Source organism: Sphaerimonospora mesophila (genome assembly GCF_001417795.1).
Lineage (GTDB): Bacteria > Actinomycetota > Actinomycetes > Streptosporangiales > Streptosporangiaceae > Sphaerimonospora > Sphaerimonospora mesophila.
This window is the reverse complement of record NZ_BCBX01000034.1, coordinates 139,748-163,457: the sequence shown is the minus strand read 5'-3', so window position 1 is coordinate 163,457 and position 23,710 is coordinate 139,748. Positions and strand designations below refer to the sequence as shown.

Sequence of the window (23,710 nt, the reverse complement as noted above, 5' to 3'; positions counted from 1 at the left end):
GGAGAACCTCGCCTCAGTAGTAGGTGACGTTCGGCCAGCTCAGCTCCACGCCGTGCCTGACCATGGATTCCTGGACGTCGGCCAGCAGGCCCGGCGTGGCGGTGACCTGGTGCGGCTCGGTGCCACGGGCCACGCAGAACGACGCGAGGTGCCCGGCCGCCTCGCCGACGGTCCACTCGACCGGGTGGAGCCGGTAACAGCCGTTCGTGATGTGCGTGGTGCTGATGTTCTTGCCCGCGGCGATCACGTTGCGCATGCGTTCTGGGACCAGCGCGCGCATCGGGATCTGGAACGGCCAGGCCGGTACGTCGATGTAGTTGTCCCCGCCGGTCGAGGGATGCAGGTCGATCCGGTACGCCCCGATCCCGACGCTGTCGTGGTAGGACACCGCGCCCTCCGGGCGTACGGCCACCGCCAGGTCCTGCTCCACGATCCGGTACTGGCCGCGGATCCGCCGCGACTCCCTGAGGTACGGACGCATCGCCAGGCCGTCGGCCGTGCCCGTGACGTCGGGCCGCAGCCGGAGGCCGGGCCAGCCGCTTCCGCCGTCGGGCCGGGGGGCCTCGGTCTGCAGCCAGTAGAGGAAGCTCAGGCTCTGGGCCCGTGCGGCCGCAGTGTGGAAGGCGTCCTGCTCCGGCGTGCCGCCGATGAGCGGCCCGCCCAGATAGTCGATCATCGGCCAGTTCACGATGGTGACATCGCTGTCGAACATGCCCGGCCGGAAGTGGTTCCGGGCCAGGATCCGGCGGAACGTCCACAACTCGTCCGAACCCGGATCCTTGCTCTGGTCGGCGACGATGCCGGTCGGGTCGTCGTCGGGGTTCGGGTTGAACGCGTAACGCCGGGGTTCCAGCGTGTGCGGGTGGGGTGCGACCCAGCCGAACTGAGGGCCGTGCCACCACTCGGGCGCCAGGTCCCGCCACGAGGCGTAGTCGTCGGGCTTGTCGATCGTGTGATCCTCCCCGGCGTGGTGCGAGAGCGCGAAGCACACCGACGCCGCCTGCATGTTCGACGGCTGCGCGGTCGCCGCCGCGTGCGGCTCACCGGTGTCCGCCTGTGACTCGGCGCCGGTCACGAACTCGGTGCCGGTGATCGGCAGCAGGTCCCCGGCCTCGGTCGCGTCGAGGATGAACGTCGCCGCGACGGTGACGTCGCGCCGCGTCCGGACGTCACGGAAGCTCACCGCTCTCACGTGATCGCCGTCGACGTCGGCGGCGACGGGGACATGCCGCCGCAGCACGACGATCTGCCCGGACGCCTGCCACGGCGCGAGCAGGGCCTCGATCACCGCGAGTGCCACGCGCGGCTCGTGGCACAGCGGGCTGACGCGGCCCGCACCGGGATTCAGATGCACCTGCGCACGCGAGGCGGATCGCAGCGGATACCAGTTCCGGTAGTACTCACGGATTCCGTCTCGCAGACGCCGGTAGCTCGCCGTGCCTCCGAAGGCCTCGATCCAGGGGTGCTCGTCCGGCGGGACGAGCTGCGTGGTGAGCTGACCGCCCAGCCAATCCGACTCCTCGGTGAGCACGACGCGCGCACCGTTCCTGGCCGCGGCCAGCGCGGCCGCGACGCCGCCCAGCCCTCCCCCGGCCACCAGTACGTCTGCGCGGAACTCTGTCACTTATGATCCCTTTCGATTAGGGCCGCTGGTCTGTCCAGCGACGAAGGTGCACGGCAGCACGACCGCTTGCGGGTCGAGCTCCGCTTCCGATTCGAGCTGCTCGACCAGCAGCTCGACGGCACGTGTCCCCATCTCCCGCCGCGGAATGCGAAAGCAGGTGAGTTCCGGACCCGGTATCGCGTCCGGTGGGTCGTTGAGCGCCGCCACCGAGCACGCGCCGGGCACGTCGAGACCCATGCCGCCGAGCAGGTCGAGCAGCCGGAGGGCGACCACCGACTCGTGGGCGACGAACGCGGTGGCCCCGGCGTCCAGCAGCCGGCGGACCTCCTCGGCCGAGGGTCCGGCCTCCTTGGTGACCGGCAGGACGAGCCCGTCGGTGTCGAGCCCGTGCCGGCCGCGGGCCGCCCAGAACCCGGCGTCACGATCGGCGGACGGTTCGCTCGGATCCGCCGCGGTCAGATAGGCGATGCGCGCGTGCCCGAGGCTCACCAGGTGGTCGACGACCTCCTCCGTCGCGGTCGCGTAGTCCGCCGTGACGTACGTGATGGGGCCGGGAACGTCACGACGGCCGATCAGCGTGAAGCCGAACCCCTCGTCCCGCAACCTGGCGATGTCGTCTCGGTTGGTCTCCTTGCCGAGCAGCACGCACCCGTCGGCCAGCCGCAGCCGGTTGACGCCGTCGCGGTAGATCGACCTGCCGCCGTCGGAGCCGGTGGCGCTGGTGAACATCAGCATGTCGTAGCCGAGCGCCTCGGCAGCGGCCTCGATGCCCACCAGGAACGGGTAGTAGAAGTCGCGGTGGTTCATCGGGAACATCGACTCGAACGTGTAGACGCCGATCAGGTGGTTCATTCCGCCGGCCAGGCTGCGCGCCACGGGATCGGCGACATATCCCAGCGATCGGGCCACCTCGAAGACACGCCGCCTGGTCTCCGGGGGGATGCGGATCGTGTCCGACTCCCTACCGTTGATCACGATGGAGACCGTGGTCTGCGAGACGCCGGCCAGCTTGGCGATGTCGGACTGGCGTGGCCTGCGTCGAGGTACGTCCTTCAACGGCGATCATTCCCTTCCTTGAGTTGCTCCAGCTCAAAGGAGATCTCGAACGGACGATCCCACGGAAAGCGCACGCTGCCCGGCACGATGCGGAAATCATCGGCGGGCGGGCCGAGCTCGGCGAGACGGTCCTCCAATGCCCGCGCGACCCGATCGATCCGGCCGGCCGTCCCCGCGGCGAGGATCTCGCGCCGTGCCGAGGACTGATATCCCCAGTCGTCGATCAGACGGTGGGTGATGGTCCTGGCGTGCTCGGCCAGTTGCCGGTCGCCGACGGCCAGCAGCCGGCCGCACCCCTGGGCCAGTGCGCTGCCGATCGTGTTTCCGGCCGTGTTCCATGCCGCGTAACCGGCGAGGCGCGGGAGCAAACCGGCGTCGCGCAGCGCCATGACCAGCGCGGGGTCGGCGCCGTTCGCGTCGGCGACGTCCGCCACCGCGACCGGATGCCCGGCGTCGGCCAGGTCGCGCAGACGCGCGACGAGCCGCGCGGCGTCCTCGCCCGCTCGCTCCGGCAGGTCCGACGGATCGCACCAGTCGCGCGGCGGCGTTCCCGGCGGGTGCACGGCGAGCACCAGACCGGCCCGGTCGAGGTCGTCGACCAGGTCCGCGCCGATGGAGGCGACCTGGCCCGCGATCGTGTCGCGGACGGGCACGTCCTCGTACGGCGCGACGCGCCCGAGAGCGGCCTGGTCGAGGCACATGACGGCCACCTTGGGGCGCAGTCCGGCGTGCTCCAGCGCGGCCCGCGTGGTCAGCACTGCGCCGGCCTCGTCGGCTCCGGGAAGGCAACGGACCCGGTCGCCCACGTCGAGCCGGTCGATCCAGTCCTCCAGCCACTCCCGTTCGCTCGTGGACACGCTCTCGACGGCGCTGTCCTCGACCAGGATCGACAGCGTGTCGAGGACCCCTTCCACGACCAGCTCGATGCAGGCCAGGTGCAGAGCGTGCAGGCGCATCCGCCGGGTGAAGAAGTCCGCGACGAACGGGGCGGGGATCGCCGTCCTGGCCCGCGCCGCCGCGTTCGACCGCCCGTGTTCCGCGCGGTAGAGCTCCTCCGACAGGGTGAAGAACCGCCGGCCGTACCGGTCCCAGTATTCGGGCTCGGCCCCGGCGCCGTCGAACCGCTTCGTCCGCATCAGCGTCACGAACGCGTGGACGGGGCGTTCCGGTCGCCCGGCCCGGATCCGGCGCAGCACGCCGAGCCTGGCCTGCGCCTCGGCCAGCGGCTCGGTGGTCCGCCGCGAGGCGACGAAGCCACCGTAGGCGAGCTGGTTGACGCTGACGACGACCGCGTCGCTGCCGATCGCCGAACTCTCCAGCCACCGGGCCGTGTCGTCCGTGTCCGCGGGCACGCCCCGGGGTGGGAGGAGTCCGGCCGGCGGGAGACACAGCCGTGTCCCGGCGGTACGGGCCAGCCCGGCGACGTGATCGGTGTTCACCGGCCGGTCGTCGAGGGGGAGCAATGTCACGACGGGTGTCTTCCGGCTCATCCCTTGACCCCTCCCGATCCCAGACCCTGCACGAAGTGCCGCTGGCCCACGATGAAGATCACGATGACGGGCACGATCGCGATGATCGTGCCGGCCATCAGCGGGCCGTACTGGATCACCCCGCTGCCCGCGAACGAGCTGAGCGCCAGCGGCAGCGTCTGCATCTGCGGCGACGACACGGCCACCAGCGGCCACAGGAAGTCCTCCCACGCGCCGGTGAAGGAGAGGATGGCGATGGTGGCGACGATCGGACGGGCCAGCGGAAGGTAGATCTGCCAGAAGATGCGCAGCTCACCGGCGCCGTCCAGGCGGCCGGCGTCGGCCAGCTCCGGCGACATGTCGAGGAAGTACTGCCGGGCAAGGTAGATGTTCAACGGCTGCACCAGCATGGGCAGGACGAGTCCGGCGTAGGAGTCGAGCAGCCCGCTGCCGCCCTGGCCGAACAGGTCGTTGCCGCCGGCCAGCGGGAAGCCCTTGACGATGAGGAACAGCGGGATCAGCTGCACGACGGCCGGCACCATGGCGCTGCCGAGCACCGCGGTGAACAGCAACCGCGATCCGCGGAAGTCGATCCGTGCCAGGGCATAGCCGGCCGCCGTGGCGGCGACGCAGTTCCCCGCGACCGTGAGCGCCGCCACGATCAGGCTGTTCGTCATCGCCACGGGGATGTTCGTGGAGTTCCAGACGTAGGAGAAGTTGTCCAGCGTCGGCTGCGCCGGCAGGAGCCTCGGCGGGTAGCCGAACACCTCGGTCTTCGGTTTGACGGCCAGCGACACCATCCAGATGAACGGCATCGCCACCAGGATCGTGATGGCCCCGGCGACGAGCGTCCGTTGCCGGCCGCTCCCGCCGATCCTCGGTCGCGCGCTCACCGCCCGCCTCCCTTCGTCATCGTACGGATACTGAGGTAGGCGAGACCGAAGATCAGGCAGAACAGCAGGAACGCCATGGCGCTCGCGTTGCCGAGACGGTAGTGCTCGAAGGCCTCGTTGTAGATCAGCATGTTGACGACGGTGGTCGAGGACAGGGGGCCTCCGGAGGTCAGGATGTAGATCTCGGAGAAGGACTGGGCGAGGTAGATGAGGTCGACCACGACGACGTACGTGGTGATCGGCACGAGCAGGGGCAGGATCACGTGCCGCAGCGTCCGCCAGCGCCCGCATCCGTCCACGGACGCGGCCTCCAGCAGCGAGTTCGGGATCCCCTGCAGCCCGGCCAGGAAAATGATCATGCTGCCGCCGAGGGCCTTCCACGCCCGCATCACGATCAGTGACGGCAGGGCCGTGTTCTCGTCGGTGAGGTAGTTCACCGGCGGCAGGCCGACCAGATCGAGCAGGTAGTTGAACAGTCCGTCATGGGAGTACAGCCACAGCCAGATCATGCTCACCGCGACGAGCGGCACCACACGCGGGAGGTAGAGCACCGCCCGGAACAGGGCGACGCCCGGGAAGCGGCCGTTGACCAGGAGCGCCAGGGCGAGCGCCGCCGGCACGGCCAGGACCAGCGTGCCGAAGGCGTACTGGACGGTGACCCAGATCGCCTGCCAGAACTGGCCGGAGGTGAGCACCGCGAGATAGCCGTCGAACCCGTGGAACCTGGGCCCGCCGCGCTCGACGGGGTTGTACGAGGTCAGGCTGAGGTAGAAGCCGTACCCGATCGGGACGATCGTCACCAGCGCCAGCGTGATCACGGCCGGCAGAACGAGAATCCAGCCCGCTCTGCGCTGGGTCGCGTAGAGCGAGCGCCGTCTGGCCCGGCGTACCGGTCCGGCGGGGTCGGGCCCGGCCGATGCTCCCGCCGGCCGGGTCTCAGTCACCATGATGTGGCTTCATCCGTTCGAGTCCGGCGATCAGTTCTGCTCGAGCTGGGTCGCGGCCTTCGCCGCCGCGCGGTCGAGCGCCTCGCCTGCGGTCACCGTGCCACGCAGCGCTGCTTCGATCTCCGCGGCCAGCGACTCGCGCAGCTGCGTCCATGCCGCGACGTTGGGGTTCCCGCGGAATCGGGACGCGGCGTCCATGTAGGGCTTGATGTACGGCTTGGCGGACAGCTCCGGATCGGCGGCCAGGGAGGCCCGGGCCGGAATGCCGCCGACGACCTGGACGTACGCCTTGGCGTTCGCGGGCTCGAGCAGGAACGCGATGAACTCCCACGCCTTGTCCTTGCGCTTGGAGTCTGCGCTGATGAACAACCCGTTGCCGGCGCCGCCGAACGACGCGGTCTCGGCGTCCTTCAGCGGCGGCGCCACCCTGATCCGCGAGGCGACGTCGGGAGCCTGCTCGTGAATGCTCTTCAGCGTCGCCTCGTCGATCACCGCCATGGCCGCCCGCCCGGTGGCCAGCGGGTGCTGCGCCCCCGCTCCGGTCGTCGCCTCGCCCAGACCGGTGGACACCGTCTGCGCGCCGTTGTAGAGATCGACGAGGAATCCGAGCGCCCGCTTGCCCGCCTCGGAGTTCCACGTGATCTCCGTGCCGCTCTCGCCGAGGAAGTCCCCGCCGGCCTGGAACAGGAAACTACCGAACGCCTGCGACATGCTCGTCGGGTTGTCGGCGGGGACGATCACTCCGGATCGGGTGATGGAGTCGCCCTTGCGCACGACGAGCCGCTCCGCCGCGGCGCGCAGCTCCTGCCACGTCCCGGGCGGGGAGTCGGGGTCGAGGCCCGCCTCCTCGAACAGGTCGGCGCGGTAGGCGAGCAGGTGGCCGAAGCCTCGCAGCGGCATGATGACCTGCTTGCCGTCCACCTTGCCCTGGTCGAGGAACGTCAGGTCCGCCACGTCGTCGGCGGGCAACTTCGCGAGATGGTCGTCCAGCGCGATCACCCGGTCGTTGGCCGCGTACCCGGCCGCCGCGGCGTTGCCGTGGCCGAAGACGTCCGGCGCCGTACCGCCCGCGAAGGCGGTCGACAGCCGCGTGGACAGGTTGCCCCAGTCGACGAACTCGACCTGGACGTCGACATCGTGCTCGGCTTCGAACGCCGGGACCAGCTTCTCGTTCACCCAGGCGATCTCCTCCGGGAGATTGCCCGGGAACCAGACCCGGAGAGTGCCCGCGTCCTGGCCACCGCCACCGCCCGCACCGGCGCCGCCACCGCATCCGCTCAGGGCCAACGCCATGACGAGACCGGCTGCCAGGCGCGAAACACCGCGCACCTTCGTGATCATCTCTGCCTCCTTCACGGACCGCACTGTGCTCGATCATGCGTGCCCGATAATGCGCATCATCTTGGTGGTGATGCGCATTATCCGTCAAGGCTGGATATTGACAGGCCCGGCCTCGGCTGGAAACACTGACGGCACCGCAGGCGTGATAATACGCAACACCAGAAGGAGGAGCCGTCTCATGGTTCCCGCTCGCCGAGCAGCCCGCTCGGACACCCCGCACGCCACCACGGCCCGCCGGCGCCGCACCGCCAGACCGTGGTGGGCGAGCATCGCGATGATCGCGTTGCTCGTGCCCGCCACCACGGCCAACGCGGCGCCCCTCGCGAAGTCCCCGTCGCCGGACGGCGGCGCGCCGTCGGGCATCACCAACATGGCGGGGGCGCCCATGCCCCCGCACGCCATGCCGGAGAACAGGCCGCGTCTCATCGCACAGTTCCACGTCGAGATCGACAACGTCACCGGCGGCGCCATCGAGCACGTCACGCTGGACGGCCGGCGTACCGTGCTCGGGCACGTCCAGCGGCCGGCGACCTCGACCGTCAAGGCCAACGACGGGTTCTGGGCGTCGAAGTATTCACGCGCCGTCGACGGCACCGCGGGGCACCTGCTCGCCACGTCGGTCTACGTGCTGCGCTCCAAGGTGTGGCCGGAGGAGAGCTACGACCCGCTGCGCTACGAGAACTTCGACCCCGCCACCGGCGAACGCGACTGGACCACCAGCCTCCTCAACATCCGCCCCGACCGCTACATCGGCGCCGACCACGGCAAGTGGCTGGCCGACACCATCTACACGGACATCCCCGGAGGCTCGGGAATCTTCGGTGGAAAGAGCTCGCTGCCCACGGGCTCACCGCTGACCTACTTCGACGAGGCGAAACAGTCCTGGCTCCCCATCGCCGATCACTTCCGCGGCGACCCGGACGCGGCTCCTCCGCGGCGCCTGCGCTTCACCGCCCACCGGCCCGTGGTACGGAACTCCTCACCGACCTACATCGAGTTCGAGAACTGGGCCGCCGGTGACACGGTCGCGGGGCGTACGCACTCGCGGAACGGCGGGATCTACGTCGGCTACGCCCGGGGCCACAAGCGCCGGATCGCCGACGTCGTCCAGCGCGTCGAGGGCATCGGGCGCTTCGGCGGGACGGAGTTCGCCCACGTCGGCCAGATGGACACCAACCACCCCGGCGCGCTGACGTTCTCGACCTCGCCGTACGTCGGGTTCAGCTGGGACGAGAACGTACGCGGCGGTTTCCAGATAGTCCCCGCCAACCACGTCAAGTTCCTGAGCAACGACCTCGGACAGAACTCCTTCATCGACCGGCCTCAGTGGCTCATCGTCGGCCCGATCGGCTCCGATCCGAAACGGCTCAACGACGACCGGTACATCATCGACGGCAAGCCCTCGTTCTCGCCCGGCTGGGAGGCCGTCGCACCGGTGTTCGGCATGTACGCCAGGACCACGTTCGACCCGGACAACCTCGCCGAGTCCACCTACTTCGAGGTCTCCTACGACCACGGCGAGACCTGGCAGCAGAGCCCGCAGTTGGTGGGAGTGCACGACCCGAGCAACTGCCAGGCGCAGACCTGTCCGCAGAACTGGACCAACATCCGCGTTCACCTCGTCTATCCCGACGGCCCCTGAGAGCGCTCGCAGGCCCGTCGACCGCACGCGGTCGACGGGCCGGCGTAGCCGCCCAGATCCCCCCCACCCCCGAAATGAGGAGATGACGTGATCGCGAGGATGAACCGGAGATCCTCGACAATCGCGCTGTCGATCGCCGCCGTGCTGACAGCGGGCGCCCTGACGGTGGCCGCGCCACCGCCGGCCGCCGCCGCGGCGCAGGACATCGAATGCACCGGCCATCGAGCGATGGGGGCGACCGTCACGGCGTCCTCGACCTACAGCTCTAGTTACGGCGCGAAGAACGCCATCGACGGCACGTGCGCGGAGTCCTCGCGCTGGATGTCATCGGCGAGCGACGCCACGCCCACGTTGACGATCGACTTCCCGGCCCAGACCCGAATCGGCACGGTCGGGATATACAGCGGCTCTGGCTGGCCCAACCCCTATGCCGACACGGTTCTCGTCGACTTCACCGTCGAGGCCAGGACCGACGCCGGGTGGGTGACCGTCGGAACGGCGACCGACAACACCAAGCCCGTCGTCACGTTCACCACCGACATCGTGGCCGGCGCCGTACGGCTCGTGGTCACCAGGAAGTCGCGGCACAGCACGGACGCGGCCCGCGTGTACGAGGTGGTCGTCCGGGCACCCGGCGAAGGGCCGCCCACGCCGCGTCCCACGGCCGTCGACGACTCCTACACCACCCCGGAGGGGACCGAGCTGACGGTCGACGCACCCGGCGTGCTCGGCAACGACCGCTTCCCCGACGGCACCACGCCCACGGTGGCGGCCTGGACCGAGCCGGCCCACGGGACCGTGACGACGGCGCCGGACGGTTCGCTCCGCTACCGGCCGGAGCGTGAGTACGTCGGCGTCGACACGTTCACCTACGAGGTCGGCGACGGCGCCGAGCGATCGACCGCGACCGTCACGGTCACGGTGACCGCCGGGCCGGACGAGTCGGGTCCGGCCGAACTCACGATCTCCACGATCTCCGGCAGGGCCGACATGGTCACCGGAGACGACTCGCTGCTTCGGATCGAGCTCCCCCGCGCCGTCCCGCGTGAGAGCCTGCGCGTGACGCTGAACGACCGGACCGACATCACGTCGGCCTTCACGGCCGGGCCGGGCGCCGACGAGCTGATCGGTCTGGTGACCGGCCTGCGGATGGGCGAGAACACGGTCGAGGTCTCCGCGCCTGTCCCCGGCCGGCCGCGTGCCTCGATCACACTGGTCAACCACCCGGCGCAGGGCCCGGTGTTCTCCGGACCGCACCAGCAGCCGTTCGCCTGCGAGACGGCGGCGTTCCGCATCCCGGTGATCGGCGGGACCCTCGGCGAGCCGCTCGACGCGAACTGCACGATCGAGCCCCGGGTCGACTACTTCTACCAGTCGTCCACCGGCAACGCGTACAAGCGCTGGCCGGCCGGGGCCACCGCCTACCCCGCCGACCTGGCCAGGACGACCAACTCGCTCGGGGTCACCGTTCCGTTCATCGTCAGGATGGAGACCACCACCGCCAACCGTGCGGTGGTCCAGATGAGCATGCTGCACGACCCGCTGGCCGAGCCCGAGCCGTCTCCGACGGCGCGCCCCGCGGGTTGGAACGGCCGGGCCGTGTTCACCCTCGGCGGCGGCTGCGCGGGCGGGTGGTACCGCTCGGGCAGCGGCACCGGCACCGTCACCGACCCGTTCCTGCTCGGCCGCGGGTTCGCGCTGATGTCGTCGTCGCTGAACGTGTTCGGCAACAACTGCAACGACGTCACGGCGGCCGAGTCGGCGATGATGACGAAGGAGCTGTTCATCGAGAGACACGGGCCGGTCGAGCACACGATCGGCTACGGCTGCTCCGGCGGGTCGTATCAGGCCCACCAGATCGCCGACAACTACCCGGGCATCTTCGACGGCATCGTCGTCGGCTGCTCGTTCCCCGACGTCGGCATCAGCACGGTCAACTTCCTCACCGACGCACGTCTGCTCGACACCTACTTCAGGACCGGCGCGACGGTCCCGTGGACGGACGAGCAGAAGCGCCGGGCGTCGGGCTTCGCCACCGCCGCCATGGTGTCGGCGATGTCACGGGGCGCCTCCCGGATCGACCCGCGGCACGAGTGCGAGATGGTGCCCGAGCGGTTGCGGTACGACCCGGCCACCAACCCGACCGGCGTCCGCTGCGGTGTCTACGACCATGCGATCAACGTGTACGGCGCCGACCCGGCCACCGGCTTCGCCAGAAGGCCGCTCGGCAACGTCGGCATCCAGTACGGGCTCGGCGCCCTCAACGAGGGCCACATCACACCGGAGCAGTTCCTCGACCTCAACCAGCGCGTCGGCGGCCTCGACGCCGACGCGAACGTCGTACCCCGGCGGACCGAGGCCGACCCCGAGGCCACCCGGATCGCCTACCGGACCGGACGGGTGACCAGCGGCGGTCGTGGGCTGGCCAAGACACCGATCATCGATTACCGCTCCTACTGGGACGACGTGTCCTGGGGCGACATCCACGTCCGCTATCACACCTTCTCCATGCGGGAACGGCTGAAGGAGGCCAACGGCACGGCGGCGAACCACGTCAGCCTGCTGGAGGACGCCCGATACGGCCTGTTCAGCACCGAGAGTCCGTTGGTGCGGCACGCGGTGACCCAGATGGACCACTGGCTGACCAACCTCGACGGCATGCACCCGGGCGGCAAGCAGATCAAGCGGATCGCCGCGGCACGGCCGGCCACCCTGGTCGAGGGCTGCAACACCCGCGACACCGAACCGCGGTTCATCGCCGAGTCTCTCGACCGCGACCCGGCCGGCGAGTGTGAACGGCTGTATCCGACCGCGTCCTTCCCCCGGGAAGTGGCGGGAGAGGACGTCACCGCCGACATCATCACGTGCCGATTGACCACGCCGCGACGCGACGCCTACGCGGTCGAGTGGACCGACGAGCAGTGGAACCGGTTGCGCACGATCTTCCCCCGGGGAGTGTGCGACTACTCCAGGCCGGGGGTGTTCCAGCAGCGGACGGGAGCCACCTGGCAGCGCTTCTGACGGCGCCGGCGACCGCATGGATCCGACCTGATCAAGGCGAGGGGGGACCATCCCGGCATGGTCCCCCCTCGCTCACGTCGCCACATCGGGGTGATCAGCGGTCGCCGTAAGTCGATGGCGAGGGGGAGACCGGCCATGGCATGGTGTGGGCGCGTCTGTGCAGATCTTGCCGCGGAGTGCGGACGAGGTGTGTCCGCCAGGGCAGGGGCTCGGCCTGCCCGGTTCCGCGCTGATGGGCGCCCGCGACGCGATGGAGACGGAGACATGAGCTTCGGCGCCCACGCCCGGCGGATGCGTGACCGGAATCTTCCGTACGGCGCGCGGTATCACGCGCTGCGCTGCGCGGTGGAGCGGTACATGCCCCTGGGGTTCAACGCCACCTGGGCCTACGTCACCGGCCGCGCCGGCGACGTCCGTACCGACGAGGCCGCCCTCCTGCGCGCGCTGGACGTGCTGGAGGTCAGCCGGGAGGCCCGGAAGGTGGAGCTGGCCGAGTTCGCGCGCCGCCGCAGCGCTGACAAGAGACGACGGCACAGTCGTACGGTCTCGGCTGAGAAGATCCGCTATCGGTACGGCCGGCGCTGGCCGGGCCCCGACTCCCACGAGGCGACGCTGCGGACCGTCACCGCGCGGTGGGAGGAGTACACGCGGCTGCCGTTCCCCGACGTGCCCGCGGCGCTGAAGGACGATCTGGTGAATCTGGACACCCGTATCGCGGGTGTGATCTGGAGCTACCTGGACGCAGGGGGGCGGCTGCGCCCCGGCCACCGGCACCTGCTGCGAGACGGCCTGACCGACCTTCATGGACGTCACCTCGCCTACCCCGGCTCCTTCTACGCCTTCTTCGGATTGCGGGAGATGGCCGATCTGATCGCGCATGACGCGCTGCCGCTGATCCGCCCGGCGTGGGCGGGCGACGCCGGGGAGATCGCCGAGATCTTCCTCGCCGCCCGTGCCGGGATGACCTATCTGCCTCGTCTGCACTCCGACGAGCAGACCCGGGCCTGGATCAGCGAGGTCATGCTTCCGGCGTCCACCGTGTGGGTCGCCGAGCTACGCGGTCAGGTCGCGGGCTTCGCCGCCCTGCGCGGCGAGTCGCTGGAGCATCTGTACGTCACGCCGGCCGCCCAGGGAAACGGCATCGGCAGCGCGCTGCTGGAGGAGGCCAAGAAGGCACGACCGGGCGGGCTCGGCCTGTGGGTGTTCCAGCACAACACCGGTGCCCGCCGCTTCTACGAACGCCACCGTTTCCGGCCGATCGAGGAGAGAGACGGCAGCGGCAACAAGGAGAACCTGCCGGACGTCCGCTACCGGTGGCGGGACCTCGACGAACCCCGGCGAACGGAGCCGACCGGGCTCGACGCGTCGCTCACCTGTGCCTTCCCCGACGCGCTCGCCGGCGATGTCACCGCAGTGGTCGACGCACTCCCCATCGCCGGCCACTCCCCCATGACATCCTTCCGGGCCATCGTGGGCGACGACCGCCTCACCATCCCGGGACGGATCTACCACCCGGAACCCGCGCCCGAGACGCTCGGCCGCCTGTCACCGCTTCGGTGCACGATCCTCCACTGCCTCTACACCCGCCACCACGACGGCCACGTCCGCCAACGCCACCTACGGAAGATCGTCGGCTCACTCGAACCGTGGGTCCTCCCCTACGTCGTGCACCTGATCGGGGAGTACGTCGTGGAGATCCTGACCGACATCCACACCGCACTCGGGGACCTCACCACCCCGGGCTCCCCCGTCCGCCAGGCCTACGGGCGCTTCCTCGCCGACAACCCCGAACTCCTCGCCCTCATCGAGCGACGTGTGACGAGTTACTGGGCCTGCCACCACCGGTGGGCCTTCCCCCGCCTGGCCGGCCACCCCGGGCATCTGCTCGTCACCGCCATGCGCGCCGCCGAGGCTTCCGTACGCCGATGAGCCGATACGCGGAGGCAGCCGACCGTTCACCGCGTGCTGAGAGGAGACAGGTCATGGGGACGTGGCGTCACTCGACCCCGGACGCCGGTCGCGATCAGCCGGCCCCGACCGGCGAGCGGCGATCCGACGCACCTCGTGGAGTCGCTCTGTGAAACAGATCCGTTTCCATCGGCAACGGCCTTGGTGGACACGCCGCCTCATAGCGGACTTCGAGACAGGTCGTGGGACTCCACGATCGTGTACGCGATCTGGAGCACTAGCTCGATCCGCGCGTCCTGTGGCATCGACCGCAGCACCGCGGGCTCACCGGGAAGGACGAACAGACCACGCTGCACGACCGTCATGGCCGCACTGGCTCGAGCCATGCCCTCGGCGTCGGCGTCAGCGCTCGCGAGGAGCTCGATCAGGCTCGCGACGTGCGCGGTGATCCGCGGCGAGATCTCGGGGTGGGAACTGACGTTGAAGTCCCTGCTGAGGATGCTCACCACGCGCATGTCCGAGCGGAGCAGGTCGGCGTATCGCGACAGGAGCGCACGACGCGCGAGGACGTCGTTGACGCCGGTCTCGGCGCTCTGAGTCAGCAGCTCGTCGATGCGATCCAAGAAGGGGGAGACGAGCGCGATCAGCAACTCGTCCTTGCTCGCGAAGTAGTAGTAGAGCGCGGCCTTGGTGATGCCCAGTCGAGACGCGATCTCACTCAGCGGCGCACGAGTGAAGCCCATCTCGATGAAGAGTGAGGCCGCCTCGTCGAGGATTCGGTCGCGCGTCGTGGGGCCATCGTGCACGGAACTATGCCGCGCCATGCTCACCCTCCTCGTCAATTTTACCCACTACTGGCCCATTTCCCCGCCTCTGCGGAACGACCGCTAACATCGTAACCGCCAACGCGACCTGCAACCCACCCAAGGTGATCGAGGCGAGGGGAAGCCCCAGCAGCGACGCCAGCCAGCCGTATAGGAGTGCGCCGACCGGTACCATCCCGCCCCAGGCGAGCACGTGCAGACTCATCACACGCCCGCGGGTGTGCTCGGCGACGACCGTCTGCACGATCACGTTCAGACCGGTCATGATCGAGAAGTTGAGGATCGAAACCGCGACCGCGAGCCCGAGCACGACCAGGTACGACAGGGCGTTCATCATCGCCGCGAGCAGCAAACCCAACGCTGCCATCTGCACGGCGATCCCCCGGATCTTGGGCACCGAGCTCCGCCAACTCGTGAAGAGGGCACCCCCTACGGCGCCAATGCCAGTGGCCACGACCAGCGCCGTGAAGGTGGCGTCGTCCCCGCCGAGGATGTCGTAGGCGACAACCGGCAACTGCGACACGTACGCCGAGGCAAGCACGGCGGTGCCGGCGACCATGATCAGCGCCTGTCCCGCAACCGGGCGCTCCCGCACGTGGTCGATGCCCTGGACGATGCGGCTCCAGGTGCTCGGCTCGCCCAACAGCGGTGACTGTCGCGGGAGTTTGAGTCGCGCGATCACCCAGCCCGCGAAGCCGCTGACCGCGGCGTAGACGGCGAAGACCGGGCCGGGGCCGATGATGACCAGCACCGGCGTGACGAGTCCGGGCCCGACCACGCGGGCGACGTTCATGCTCGCCGCCTGCAGGCCGACGGCGCTGGGGACGTCGGCAGGAGGGACGGTGTTCACGACGATGGCCTGGGAGGACGGCGCAGCGAGCGCCATGAACAAGCCGAGCCCGAATGCGAAGGTGTAGACCACCAGTAGCCGCTCACCAGCGCCGAGCGCGAAGAGGAGCACCATCACCAAACTCGTCAGACAGATCAGGATCTGGCTGAGTGCAACGACCCGGCTCCGAGGGAAGCGGTCTGCGACGACGCCCGCCCAGGGCGAGAAGACCAGGAGCGGGATCAGGTTGAAGAAGTAGAGAAGGCCGAGCAGAAACGGGTCACTGTCGGTGATGCGCGCGGCGAGCCACTGCAACGACACGTTGGCCATCCAGAACCCTACCTGCGTCAGAGCGAACGACGCCCAATAGGCCCGGAACAGCGGGTGCCGCAGGCTACGAAGGGGACCTTGGGACAGAGCCCAGGTGCCGAATCGGCCGGAACCAACGCCACGACGGGAAGCGGCATCGTCAGCCGTCATGAGTCGCCTCGTTCTCCTCCACGTAAAACTGGCGGGCCGTTTCGTTGAGCCGGGTTAGGAGGGCGGCGAGGTCGGCGATGTCGACAGCTCGCCAGTCGCGGGTGATGTCCCCCAACGCCTCGATGCGCACCGATCGGAGGGTCGCCAACGCGGTCCAGCCTGCTGCCGAAAGGTTGACGGTAGAGCGCCGCCGATCCTCGGCGTCCTCGGCGCGATAGATGTACCTCCGGCCCTCCATGCGGTCGACCAGTCGGCTGGCCGTAGACGAGTCGACGTGCAGGACACGGGCCAGTTCGCCGACCGACATGCCCCCACCGGCACGGCCGAGCGCGTTGAGGGCGCGGTAGTGGTCGAACTCGATCGTCGTGTCGAGTCGCTCGCCGAGGAACCTGCGAACCCCAGGGAGGTTCCAGAGCTTCCGGACGAGCAGGAGGGCATGGTCGAGGTCGGCCAGGCTGGTACGTCGAGACGGCGGCATCCCTACATGTTACAACCATATTCCATGTCTTCTGCATTGAATTTCGACATCCAACAGTCGAATCAGCAGGCGAGCCACTCCTTGACGGCCGGTAAGTAGGTTCCTATGATATGCGATCATCACGGCTCCAGAACTCGGCCGGCGGAGAGAGGAAACCCCATGAGCCAGACCACTCTGGACGAACAGCTCCAGGCGCGGATTGAGCCGTTCCTCGGCAAGACCGGCCCCACGCGATGGTCGGTGCGGCCGATCGAGCGGTCGGCCGTCTGGAACTTCTGCGAGGCCGTCGAGGACGCCAACCCCGTTTACTGGGACGAAGAAGAGGCGGCCAGGAGCCGGTTCGGACGGCTGATCGCCCCGCCGCAGGCGCTGATGGCGCTCAACATGCAGTCGTGGTGGCTGCCGGAGTTCCTGCGTGAGCGGGCCGCCGAGCAGGAGGCCGCGCTCGGCCCCTCCCCTACCTTCCTCGCTCACGAGGTAGTGCGTGAGTTCGGCTTCGTCACCGCCACGAACGTGACCCGGGACGAGGAGTACCTCCAGCCTTTCGGGCCGGGCGACGGACGTATCGGCCAGCGGGACCGCCTCATGAGCGTCAGTCGGATCAAGAAGACGAAGGTCGGGCCTGGGGTCTTCCTGACGACCGAGATCGACTTCCTGATCGAGGCCAAGGACGAGCCGATCGCTCGCGCGAAGAACGTCCTGCTGCTCTACGACGGCACCAAGCAAGGCAAGGAGTAGCCACCGCCGATCCGCCCAACGTCAGGAGACACGACAGATGACGACCCCCAGCACTTCCTCGAAGGAGAACGTCGAGGCCGGCCTCGAACTGCCTCCCCTTCACTTCGACGTCTCGCTCACGACGCTCGCCAAGGACGTCGCAGGCACCCGGGACATCTATCCGATTCACCACGATCGCGAGTTCGCCAGGTCGAACGGCGCACGCGACATCTTCCTGAACACCATGTGGTACCAGGGCTTCCTGGGCCGCTACGTCACCGACTGGGCGGGCTCCAACTCCTTTGTCCGCAAGCTCGGCTTCGACATGCGCGGCACGAACTGCCCCGGCGACCGCCTCACCGCGCACGGCAAGGTGCAGCGCGTTTACCGCGAGGACGGGCGCGCGCTCGCCGACCTCGACGTACGGATCGACAACCAGCACCAGCAGGACACGGTGGTCGCTCGCATCACCGTTGAACTGGGCTGAGACATCAAGGTCGACAGGTAGGAGAACACCACTATGTATCTCGCCTACACCGACGAGCAGATAGCACTCCGTGACGAAATTCGCGGCTATTTCAAGGACCTCATCACGCCGCCGGTCGAAGCGGCGATGGCGACCGAGGGCGGCCACGCCGGCCCCGTGACGACCAGGATCCGCCGACGGATGGGTGCGGACGGCTGGCTCGGCGTCGGCTGGCCGAAGGAGTACGGCGGCCGCAACATGACCGCCCTGGAGCAGTTCATCTTCTTCGACGAGGCCAACCGCGCGAAGGCGCCGCTGCCGTTCATCGCGCTCAACACCGTCGGCCCGACCCTGATGGTCTACGGCACCGATGAGCAGAAGGCGCGCTACCTGCCGAAGATTCTCTCAGGTGAGGAGGACTGGGCGATCGGCTACACCGAGCCCGAGTCCGGCACCGACCTGGCGTCGCTGACCACACGCGCGGTCCGTGACGGTGACTCCTACGTGATCAACGGCAACAAGGTGTTCACCAGCGGCGGCGACGTCGCCGACTACATCTGGCTCGCCGCCCGCACGGGACGGCAGGAGGATCGACACCGCGGCATCTCGGTGTTCATCGTCCCGACCACCACACCCGGCTTCCGTACCGTGCCGCTCCACGTGGTGGGCGGGGGGCACACGGCGTTCTCGTTCTACGAGGACGTCCGAGTGCCGGTGGAGAACCTCGTCCTCGGCGAGAACGAGGGGTGGCGGCTCATCACCAGCCAGCTCAACCACGAACGCGTGTCCCTCGCCGCCAACGCGGGACGCTGGTTCCAGTCCTTCGACGACACCCTCAGCTGGGCCCGCACGACGAAGACCACCGGCGGCACACCGGTGGCCGATCTCCCGTGGGCGCAACTCCTTCTGGGGCGCGCCTACGCCATCATCGAGGCCGTCCGACTCCTGAATTGGAAGATGGCCGCCGCTCTGAACGAGGGAACCCTCACCGGTTCGGACTCCTCGGCCGCCAAAGTCCTCGGCACCGAGGCGCACCAGGAGGTCGCACGCCTGCTGCTGGAAATCGTCGGCCAAGCGGGCTACCTCCGTGACGGGTCGCCGGGGGCCGTCCTGAAGGGACGGCTCGAGCAGGAGTACCGCGGCGCGATCGTCGGCACCTTCGGCGGAGGAAACAACCAGATTCAGCGCGAGATCATGGCCTGGACCGGCCTGAAGATGCCGAGGGGGAAGCGATGACCGCCGCAGCGCAAGAGGATGCCCCTGTCGCGCAGCACCGGCGCCCCTGGCCGGCTACTAACGAGGACACCCAGTTCTTCTGGGACGGCCTCGCCGTCGGCGAGCTGCGCATCCAGCAGTGCAACGAATGCAAGGTGCTGATCCACCCGCCCCGGCCACACTGCGCACAGTGCGGCTCCTTCGACCGCGGATACCTGGTCTCACGCGGGGCCGGAACGGTTTACAGCTATGTGGTCTTCCACCACCCGCTCGTCGCCCCGTTCAGCGAGCCCTACTCGGTCGCGGTCGTCGAGCTCGCTGAGGGCAGTCGCCTCGTCTCGCAGATCATCGGCATTCCACCGAGTGACGTGCGGGTCGGAATGTCGGTAGCCCTCGAGCTCGTCGAGGTCGAGCCCGGTCTCATCCTTCCGCTATTCAGGCCGACCGAAAGTTGACGGAGCAAAAATGGACTTCACCCTGACAGAGGAGCAGGTCGCCGCGGCGTCCGTCGCGAGCGACATCTTCGGACGTGTGTCCGCGAGCCGGGTCGACGCGCCGCCGCCCCCGACCGGTGACGACTGGTTCGACAGGGACACCTGGAGGGCACTCGCCGACCACAATCTGCTCGGCCTCGCGATCGCGGGAGACGTCGGCGGCAGCGATCTCGGCATCCTCGAGATCACGAGTGCCCTGATCGAGCAGGGCAAGCACCTGGGACGCGTCCCGCTCGCGGTCACCGCCGCCGTCGGTGGGCCTGCGATCGACATCTTCGCCGACGCCGAGCGGCGCGAGGCGATCCTGCCTGGCGTCGTCGAGGGGCGCACCATCGTGTCGGTAGCGCTCGTCGAGCCGCAGGGCTACGACCCGTTCACCGTCACGACCACGGCGCACCCGACCGACGACGACGGCTGGCGACTCGACGGGGAGAAGGTGTGCGTCCCGTTCGGCCAGTTCGCCGATCTGATCCTCGTTCCTGCGAGCACCGGACAGTCGTCGACCGGGGTCTTCATCGTGGACCCGAAGACAGCCGGGGTTACGATCACCGAGCTCGCGACGACCAACGGCCAGCCCGAGGCCTCGCTCAAGCTCGACGGCGTCGCCGTCGACGCGGGCGGACTGCTGCACGGTGACGACGTGCTCGGCTGGCTCATCGAGCGAGCGACGTTGGCCGGCTGCGCCGTCCAGCTCGGTGTCGCGGAGCAGGCGCTGCAGATGACGGCTGCCTACACGTCGACGCGCGAGCAGTTCGGCAAGCCGATCGCGATGTTCCAGGCGGTGCTGCTCAGCGCGGCGGACGCCTTCTTGTCCGTCGAGTGCATCCGCTCGACTCTCTGGCAGGCCGCGTGGCTGATTTCGGTGGGCCGGCCGGTGGGCAACGCGGTCAGCGTCGCCAAGTTCTACGCCTCCGAGGGCGGACAGCGGGTGACCGCGACCGCGCAGCAGCTCCACGGGGGAATCGGCGTCGACCTCGACTACCCGCTGCACCGCTACACGCTGTGGTCCAAGTACAACGAGCTCGCGCTCGGCTCGGGGCACGTGCACCTCGCCCGCATCGGCGCCGCGCTGGCGAAACAGTAGAAGGTGGCCACGACATGCACAGTGAATTCTCCGACAAAGCGGCGATCGTCGGCATCGGGCAGACCGAGTTCTCGAAGAAGTCCGGCCGGAGCGAGCTACGTCTTGCGGTCGAGGCGGTGAAGGCGGCGATCGCAGACGCAGGCCTCGATCCCGCCGACATCGACGGGATGACGACCTTCTCCCACGACACCAACCCCGAGATCGACGTCGCGCGAGCCCTGGGCATACCCGAACTCAAGTTCATGTCCCGCATCCACTATGGCGGCGGCGCCGCCTGTGCCGTGGTCCAGCAGGCGGCGATGGCCGTCCTGACCGGCGTCGCGAAGTACGTCGTCGTCTACCGGGCCTTCAACGAGCGATCGGGACGCCGGTTCGGCGTCGGCCAGCGCAACCAACCGACCGGAGGGGACGCCGAGCAGATCGCGATGAGCTGGCTCCTTCCGTTCGGCCTGGTGACGCCGGCCAGTTGGGTGGCGATGTTCGCTCGCCGCTACATGCACGAGTTCGGAGCCACCAGCGAGGACTTCGGCCGCGTCAGCGTCGTCGACCGCAAGCACGCCGCGAACAACCCGAACGCGTGGTTCTACGGCAAGCCGATCACACTAGAAGACCACCAGAACTCGCCGTGGATCGTGGACCCGCTGCACCTGCTCGACTGCTGTCAGGAGAGCGACGGCGGTGTCGCCCTGGTGGTGACGACGGCCGAGCGAGCCAGGGACATGCCGAACGTGCCTGCGTACATCAGGGCGGCGGCCCAGGGCGCGGCCGACGACCAGCACATGATGACGAGCTACTACCGGCCCGACGACAAGATGGTGGAGCTACCCGAGATGGCACTCGTCGCGCGGCAACTGTACGCGACCAGTGGGCTCGCGCCGGAGGACATCAACGCCGCGATCATCTATGACCACTTCACGCCGTTCGTCCTCCCTCAGCTCGAGGCATTCGGATTCTGCGGCAGGGGCGAAGCCAAGGACTTCATCCGCGACGGGAACCTTGAGCTCCACGGATCGTTACCACTCAACACCCACGGTGGGCAGCTCGGTGAGGCGTACATACACGGGGTGAACGGCGTGCTCGAGGCCGTGCGCCAGATCCGGGGGACGTCGTCGAACCAAGTCGACGAGCTCAGCAACGTCCTGGTCACCGCCGGCACCGGGGTGCCGACGAGCGGGTTGATCCTCGGCCGCCAGTGACATCGACGGCAACCGGCGTAGGACCGCGCACCCACACCAACGCGATCCGCTGCCTCGTCGCCTGCGCTCTCGGATCGGCTCTCGGCCAGACGATGGTCGTCCCAGCCCTGCCGTCGATACAGGAGCGCACGAGTGCCACCGAGACCGGGGTCGCGGCCATCATGACCTGGTTCCTCCTGGTCGGCGCGGTCTCGATGCCGGTCTCGGCACGGCTCGGCAGGAAGTACGGCGACCGCCGAGTCGTGCTCGTCCTGATGACGCTCTACGGGCTGGGCTCGCTCGTCGCGACGTTGGGAATCATGGCGGGCAGTCTGTTGACCATTGTGGTCGGACGGGTGATCCAAGGCGTCTCGGCGGGCGTGATACCGCTGTCCTTCGCAATCATCCGGAAGACGGCGGAGCCGAGTCGGGTCGGCGCGAGCATCGTCATGGTCAGCTCGATGCTCGCACTCGGCGGCGCAATCAGCTTGCCGATCGGGGGCGTCGTGATAGACCACCTCGGCGTGAGCTGGATCTTCGCTCTCAGCGTGCTCACGGGGTTCGGTTCCGCATTCGCCGTCGCTGTCCTGGTGCCCCCGTCGGCCCGCGAGCCCGACGTCCGCCTGGACATCCCGGGCGCGCTGCTGCTGGGAATCGGGCTCGCCGCGCTCCTGCTGGGCCTCGCCCATACAGCGGTCGCGGGCTGGTTCGCGCCGACTGGCGGTGGCCTCGTACTGATCTCAGTGGTGGCCCTCGTGGCCTGGGTCCCTTACGAACTCCGGGTCGTGTCGCCGCTGGTCAACGTCAGAACCCTCGCGCACGGCGTCGTGCTGCGCACGAACGTCGTCACCTTCTTCATCGGATCCGCGGTCTTCGGCACGTTCTTCCTGCTGCCGCTGCTTCTGCAGATCCCGGTGGAGAACGGTGGTGCTGGCTTGAGTGCGACAGAGGCCGCGCTCGTCGCGGTGCCCGTCGCCGTGGTCAACTTCGCTGTCTCGCCGGTGCTCGGCCGCATGGGCACCCGGCGGAATTTCCGGCTACCTGTGATCTTGGGCTGCGTTCTCGGCACACTGACTCTTGGCCTGATCGCCGCCGCCCCAGCAAACGTGCCGGTCATCGTGACGGCGGCCCTGATTTGGGGAGTGGCATTCGCCGGCGGTATGGCTGCGATCAGCAATCTCCTCGTCCAGGTTGTAGACGAACGTCAGACAGCCGAGGTGGCCGGGATGAACATCATCATCCGCAACGTCGGAGCTGCGGTGGGGACGCAGGTCGCCGCGACCATGATGGATGTCGTGATCTCCAACGGTGGCCTTCCCATCCGGGGTGCGGCCGCGGCCTTCGGTGCGGCCGCCGTCATCTGCCTGGCGGCGACCGCTGCCGCGTGGTTCATTCCGAAGGCGACTACTCAGGACGCTTGACGATGCAGATGCCGCTCGCTTCGGCCACCACACGGTCGCCGATGAGCGCTTGTGCCCGTACCGTCACCTTGCGGCCCTCGACCGCCACCGTCCTCGCCTCGAAGTCGACCCGCTCGCCGATCGGCACCGGTCCGAGCAGCTTGACCGTGATCGTGCCTGTCATGCCGATGCGACCGGACGGGACCTGGCCGAACGCGAGCACCTCGTCGAAGACCGCCAGCAGCACTCCGCCATGCACGTTGCCTGCCGGCCCTTCATGCGACGAGCGGAAGACAGCGTGACATCGCACGACGTCCCCGTCCATCAAGAATTCCCGCAGGGGTGCGGCCAGTGCGTTGCTCCGGCCGCTGATCGGCCCACGCTCGATCAGGAGACGGTCCTCGGCGACACCGTTCTGGGGACCGCCGAGCTCGGACAGGCTCGGGATGCCGGCCAGCACTTGCTCGGCCGTTTCGCACGCCGCCTGCACGACAGCGAGCTGCTCCGCGGTCGCACGGCTGACGTCGATCAGGGCGACCTGGTCGACGATGCGCCGCACGGCGTCTGCTAGCGCGTGCTTCGACGCGCGTCCGGGAGCCGTCTCCGCGAGCGGCATCCACGGGTGCTCGACCGGCCGGGGATCGATG

At 68.8% G+C, this 23,710-nt stretch carries 20 protein-coding genes; 10 read left to right on the top strand and 10 right to left on the bottom strand.

Annotated elements, in window-relative coordinates; genetic code table 11:
* Positions 1 to 13 precede the first annotated feature (13 nt).
* From AP234_RS12865 to AP234_RS12840, 6 genes are read right to left on the bottom strand one after another with little or no spacing between them, the layout of a single operon-like run.
* Positions 14 to 1,624, bottom strand: a complete 1,611-nt coding sequence (locus AP234_RS12865) for an FAD-dependent oxidoreductase (protein WP_055479857.1) — start codon at positions 1,622 to 1,624, stop codon at positions 14 to 16.
* Positions 1,625 to 2,680, bottom strand: a complete 1,056-nt coding sequence (locus AP234_RS12860; RefSeq protein ID WP_055479856.1) for a LacI family DNA-binding transcriptional regulator — start codon at positions 2,678 to 2,680, stop codon at positions 1,625 to 1,627. It lies immediately after the preceding gene.
* Complete coding sequence (locus AP234_RS12855; RefSeq protein WP_055479855.1) at positions 2,677 to 4,170, bottom strand: DUF4127 family protein; 1,494 nt, start codon at positions 4,168 to 4,170, stop codon at positions 2,677 to 2,679. Before AP234_RS12855 ends, AP234_RS12860 begins: the two co-directional genes overlap by 4 nt.
* Complete coding sequence (locus AP234_RS12850) at positions 4,167 to 5,042, bottom strand: carbohydrate ABC transporter permease (protein WP_055479854.1); 876 nt, start codon at positions 5,040 to 5,042, stop codon at positions 4,167 to 4,169. The genes AP234_RS12855 and AP234_RS12850 overlap by 4 nt, the downstream gene beginning before the upstream one ends.
* The gene (locus tag AP234_RS12845; RefSeq protein WP_055479853.1) at positions 5,039 to 5,989 is read right to left on the bottom strand and encodes a carbohydrate ABC transporter permease; all 951 of its coding nucleotides are present in this window, start codon (positions 5,987 to 5,989) and stop codon (positions 5,039 to 5,041) included. The genes AP234_RS12850 and AP234_RS12845 overlap by 4 nt, the downstream gene beginning before the upstream one ends.
* Positions 5,990 to 6,019: 30 nt before the next feature.
* Positions 6,020 to 7,330, bottom strand: a complete 1,311-nt coding sequence (locus tag AP234_RS12840; RefSeq protein WP_055479852.1) for an ABC transporter substrate-binding protein — start codon at positions 7,328 to 7,330, stop codon at positions 6,020 to 6,022.
* A 178-nt stretch (positions 7,331 to 7,508) separates the two neighbouring features.
* Here AP234_RS12840 and AP234_RS12830 point away from each other — a divergent pair, with 178 nt between their 5' ends.
* From AP234_RS12830 to AP234_RS38595, 3 genes are all read left to right on the top strand, one after another.
* A complete protein-coding gene (locus tag AP234_RS12830; protein ID WP_152990388.1) occupies positions 7,509 to 8,972 on the top strand; it encodes a hypothetical protein in 1,464 nt (487 codons plus the stop codon).
* 87 nt (positions 8,973 to 9,059) lie between these two features.
* The gene (locus AP234_RS12825; protein ID WP_083502050.1) at positions 9,060 to 11,993 is read left to right on the top strand and encodes a DUF6351 family protein; all 2,934 of its coding nucleotides are present in this window, start codon (positions 9,060 to 9,062) and stop codon (positions 11,991 to 11,993) included.
* Positions 11,994 to 12,257: 264 nt separating this feature from the next.
* Complete coding sequence (locus tag AP234_RS38595) at positions 12,258 to 13,922, top strand: GNAT family N-acetyltransferase (RefSeq protein ID WP_235558147.1); 1,665 nt, start codon at positions 12,258 to 12,260, stop codon at positions 13,920 to 13,922.
* A 197-nt stretch (positions 13,923 to 14,119) separates the two neighbouring features.
* Here AP234_RS38595 and AP234_RS12810 read toward each other — a convergent pair whose 3' ends face one another.
* The 3 genes from AP234_RS12810 to AP234_RS12800 are packed head-to-tail and all read right to left on the bottom strand — an operon-like array spanning position 14,120 to position 16,512.
* The gene (locus AP234_RS12810) at positions 14,120 to 14,725 is read right to left on the bottom strand and encodes a TetR/AcrR family transcriptional regulator (protein WP_055479849.1); all 606 of its coding nucleotides are present in this window, start codon (positions 14,723 to 14,725) and stop codon (positions 14,120 to 14,122) included.
* Entirely contained in the window at positions 14,712 to 16,034 is a 1,323-nt protein-coding gene (locus AP234_RS12805; RefSeq protein ID WP_055479848.1) for an MFS transporter, read from the bottom strand. The genes AP234_RS12810 and AP234_RS12805 overlap by 14 nt, the downstream gene beginning before the upstream one ends.
* Positions 16,024 to 16,512, bottom strand: coding sequence for a MarR family transcriptional regulator (locus AP234_RS12800; RefSeq protein ID WP_055479847.1), 489 nt, complete (start codon positions 16,510 to 16,512; stop codon positions 16,024 to 16,026). The genes AP234_RS12805 and AP234_RS12800 overlap by 11 nt, the downstream gene beginning before the upstream one ends.
* 159 nt (positions 16,513 to 16,671) lie before the next feature.
* On the opposite strand from AP234_RS12800, the gene AP234_RS12795 reads away from it, so the two are divergent.
* From AP234_RS12795 to AP234_RS12765, 7 genes are read left to right on the top strand one after another with little or no spacing between them, the layout of a single operon-like run.
* Positions 16,672 to 17,250 (top strand): FAS1-like dehydratase domain-containing protein, encoded by a 579-nt coding sequence (locus AP234_RS12795; RefSeq protein WP_055479846.1) that lies wholly within the window; start codon positions 16,672 to 16,674, stop codon positions 17,248 to 17,250.
* Between the two features lie 37 nt (positions 17,251 to 17,287).
* Positions 17,288 to 17,716: a MaoC/PaaZ C-terminal domain-containing protein gene (locus AP234_RS12790; protein ID WP_055479845.1), complete on the top strand. Its 429-nt coding sequence runs from the start codon at positions 17,288 to 17,290 to the stop codon at positions 17,714 to 17,716.
* 33 nt (positions 17,717 to 17,749) lie between these two features.
* Positions 17,750 to 18,931, top strand: a complete 1,182-nt coding sequence (locus AP234_RS12785) for an acyl-CoA dehydrogenase family protein (RefSeq protein ID WP_055479844.1) — start codon at positions 17,750 to 17,752, stop codon at positions 18,929 to 18,931.
* On the top strand, positions 18,928 to 19,365 hold the full coding sequence (locus AP234_RS12780; RefSeq protein WP_055479843.1) for an OB-fold domain-containing protein: 438 nt from the start codon (positions 18,928 to 18,930) through the stop codon (positions 19,363 to 19,365). Before AP234_RS12785 ends, AP234_RS12780 begins: the two co-directional genes overlap by 4 nt.
* Positions 19,366 to 19,375: 10 nt before the next feature.
* Positions 19,376 to 20,488 carry an acyl-CoA dehydrogenase family protein gene (locus AP234_RS12775; RefSeq protein ID WP_055479842.1) on the top strand — a complete coding sequence of 371 codons (1,113 nt, stop codon included), beginning with the start codon at positions 19,376 to 19,378 and terminating at the stop codon, positions 20,486 to 20,488.
* Positions 20,489 to 20,502: 14 nt separating this feature from the next.
* A complete protein-coding gene (locus AP234_RS12770) occupies positions 20,503 to 21,684 on the top strand; it encodes a lipid-transfer protein (RefSeq protein ID WP_055479841.1) in 1,182 nt (393 codons plus the stop codon).
* A complete protein-coding gene (locus tag AP234_RS12765; protein ID WP_055479840.1) occupies positions 21,681 to 23,084 on the top strand; it encodes an MFS transporter in 1,404 nt (467 codons plus the stop codon). Before AP234_RS12770 ends, AP234_RS12765 begins: the two co-directional genes overlap by 4 nt.
* Here AP234_RS12765 and AP234_RS12760 read toward each other — a convergent pair.
* Positions 23,068 to 23,679, bottom strand: coding sequence for a PaaI family thioesterase (locus AP234_RS12760; RefSeq protein ID WP_235558145.1), 612 nt, complete (start codon positions 23,677 to 23,679; stop codon positions 23,068 to 23,070). The genes AP234_RS12765 and AP234_RS12760 overlap by 17 nt on opposite strands.
* Between the last annotated feature and the right edge of the window lie 31 nt (positions 23,680 to 23,710).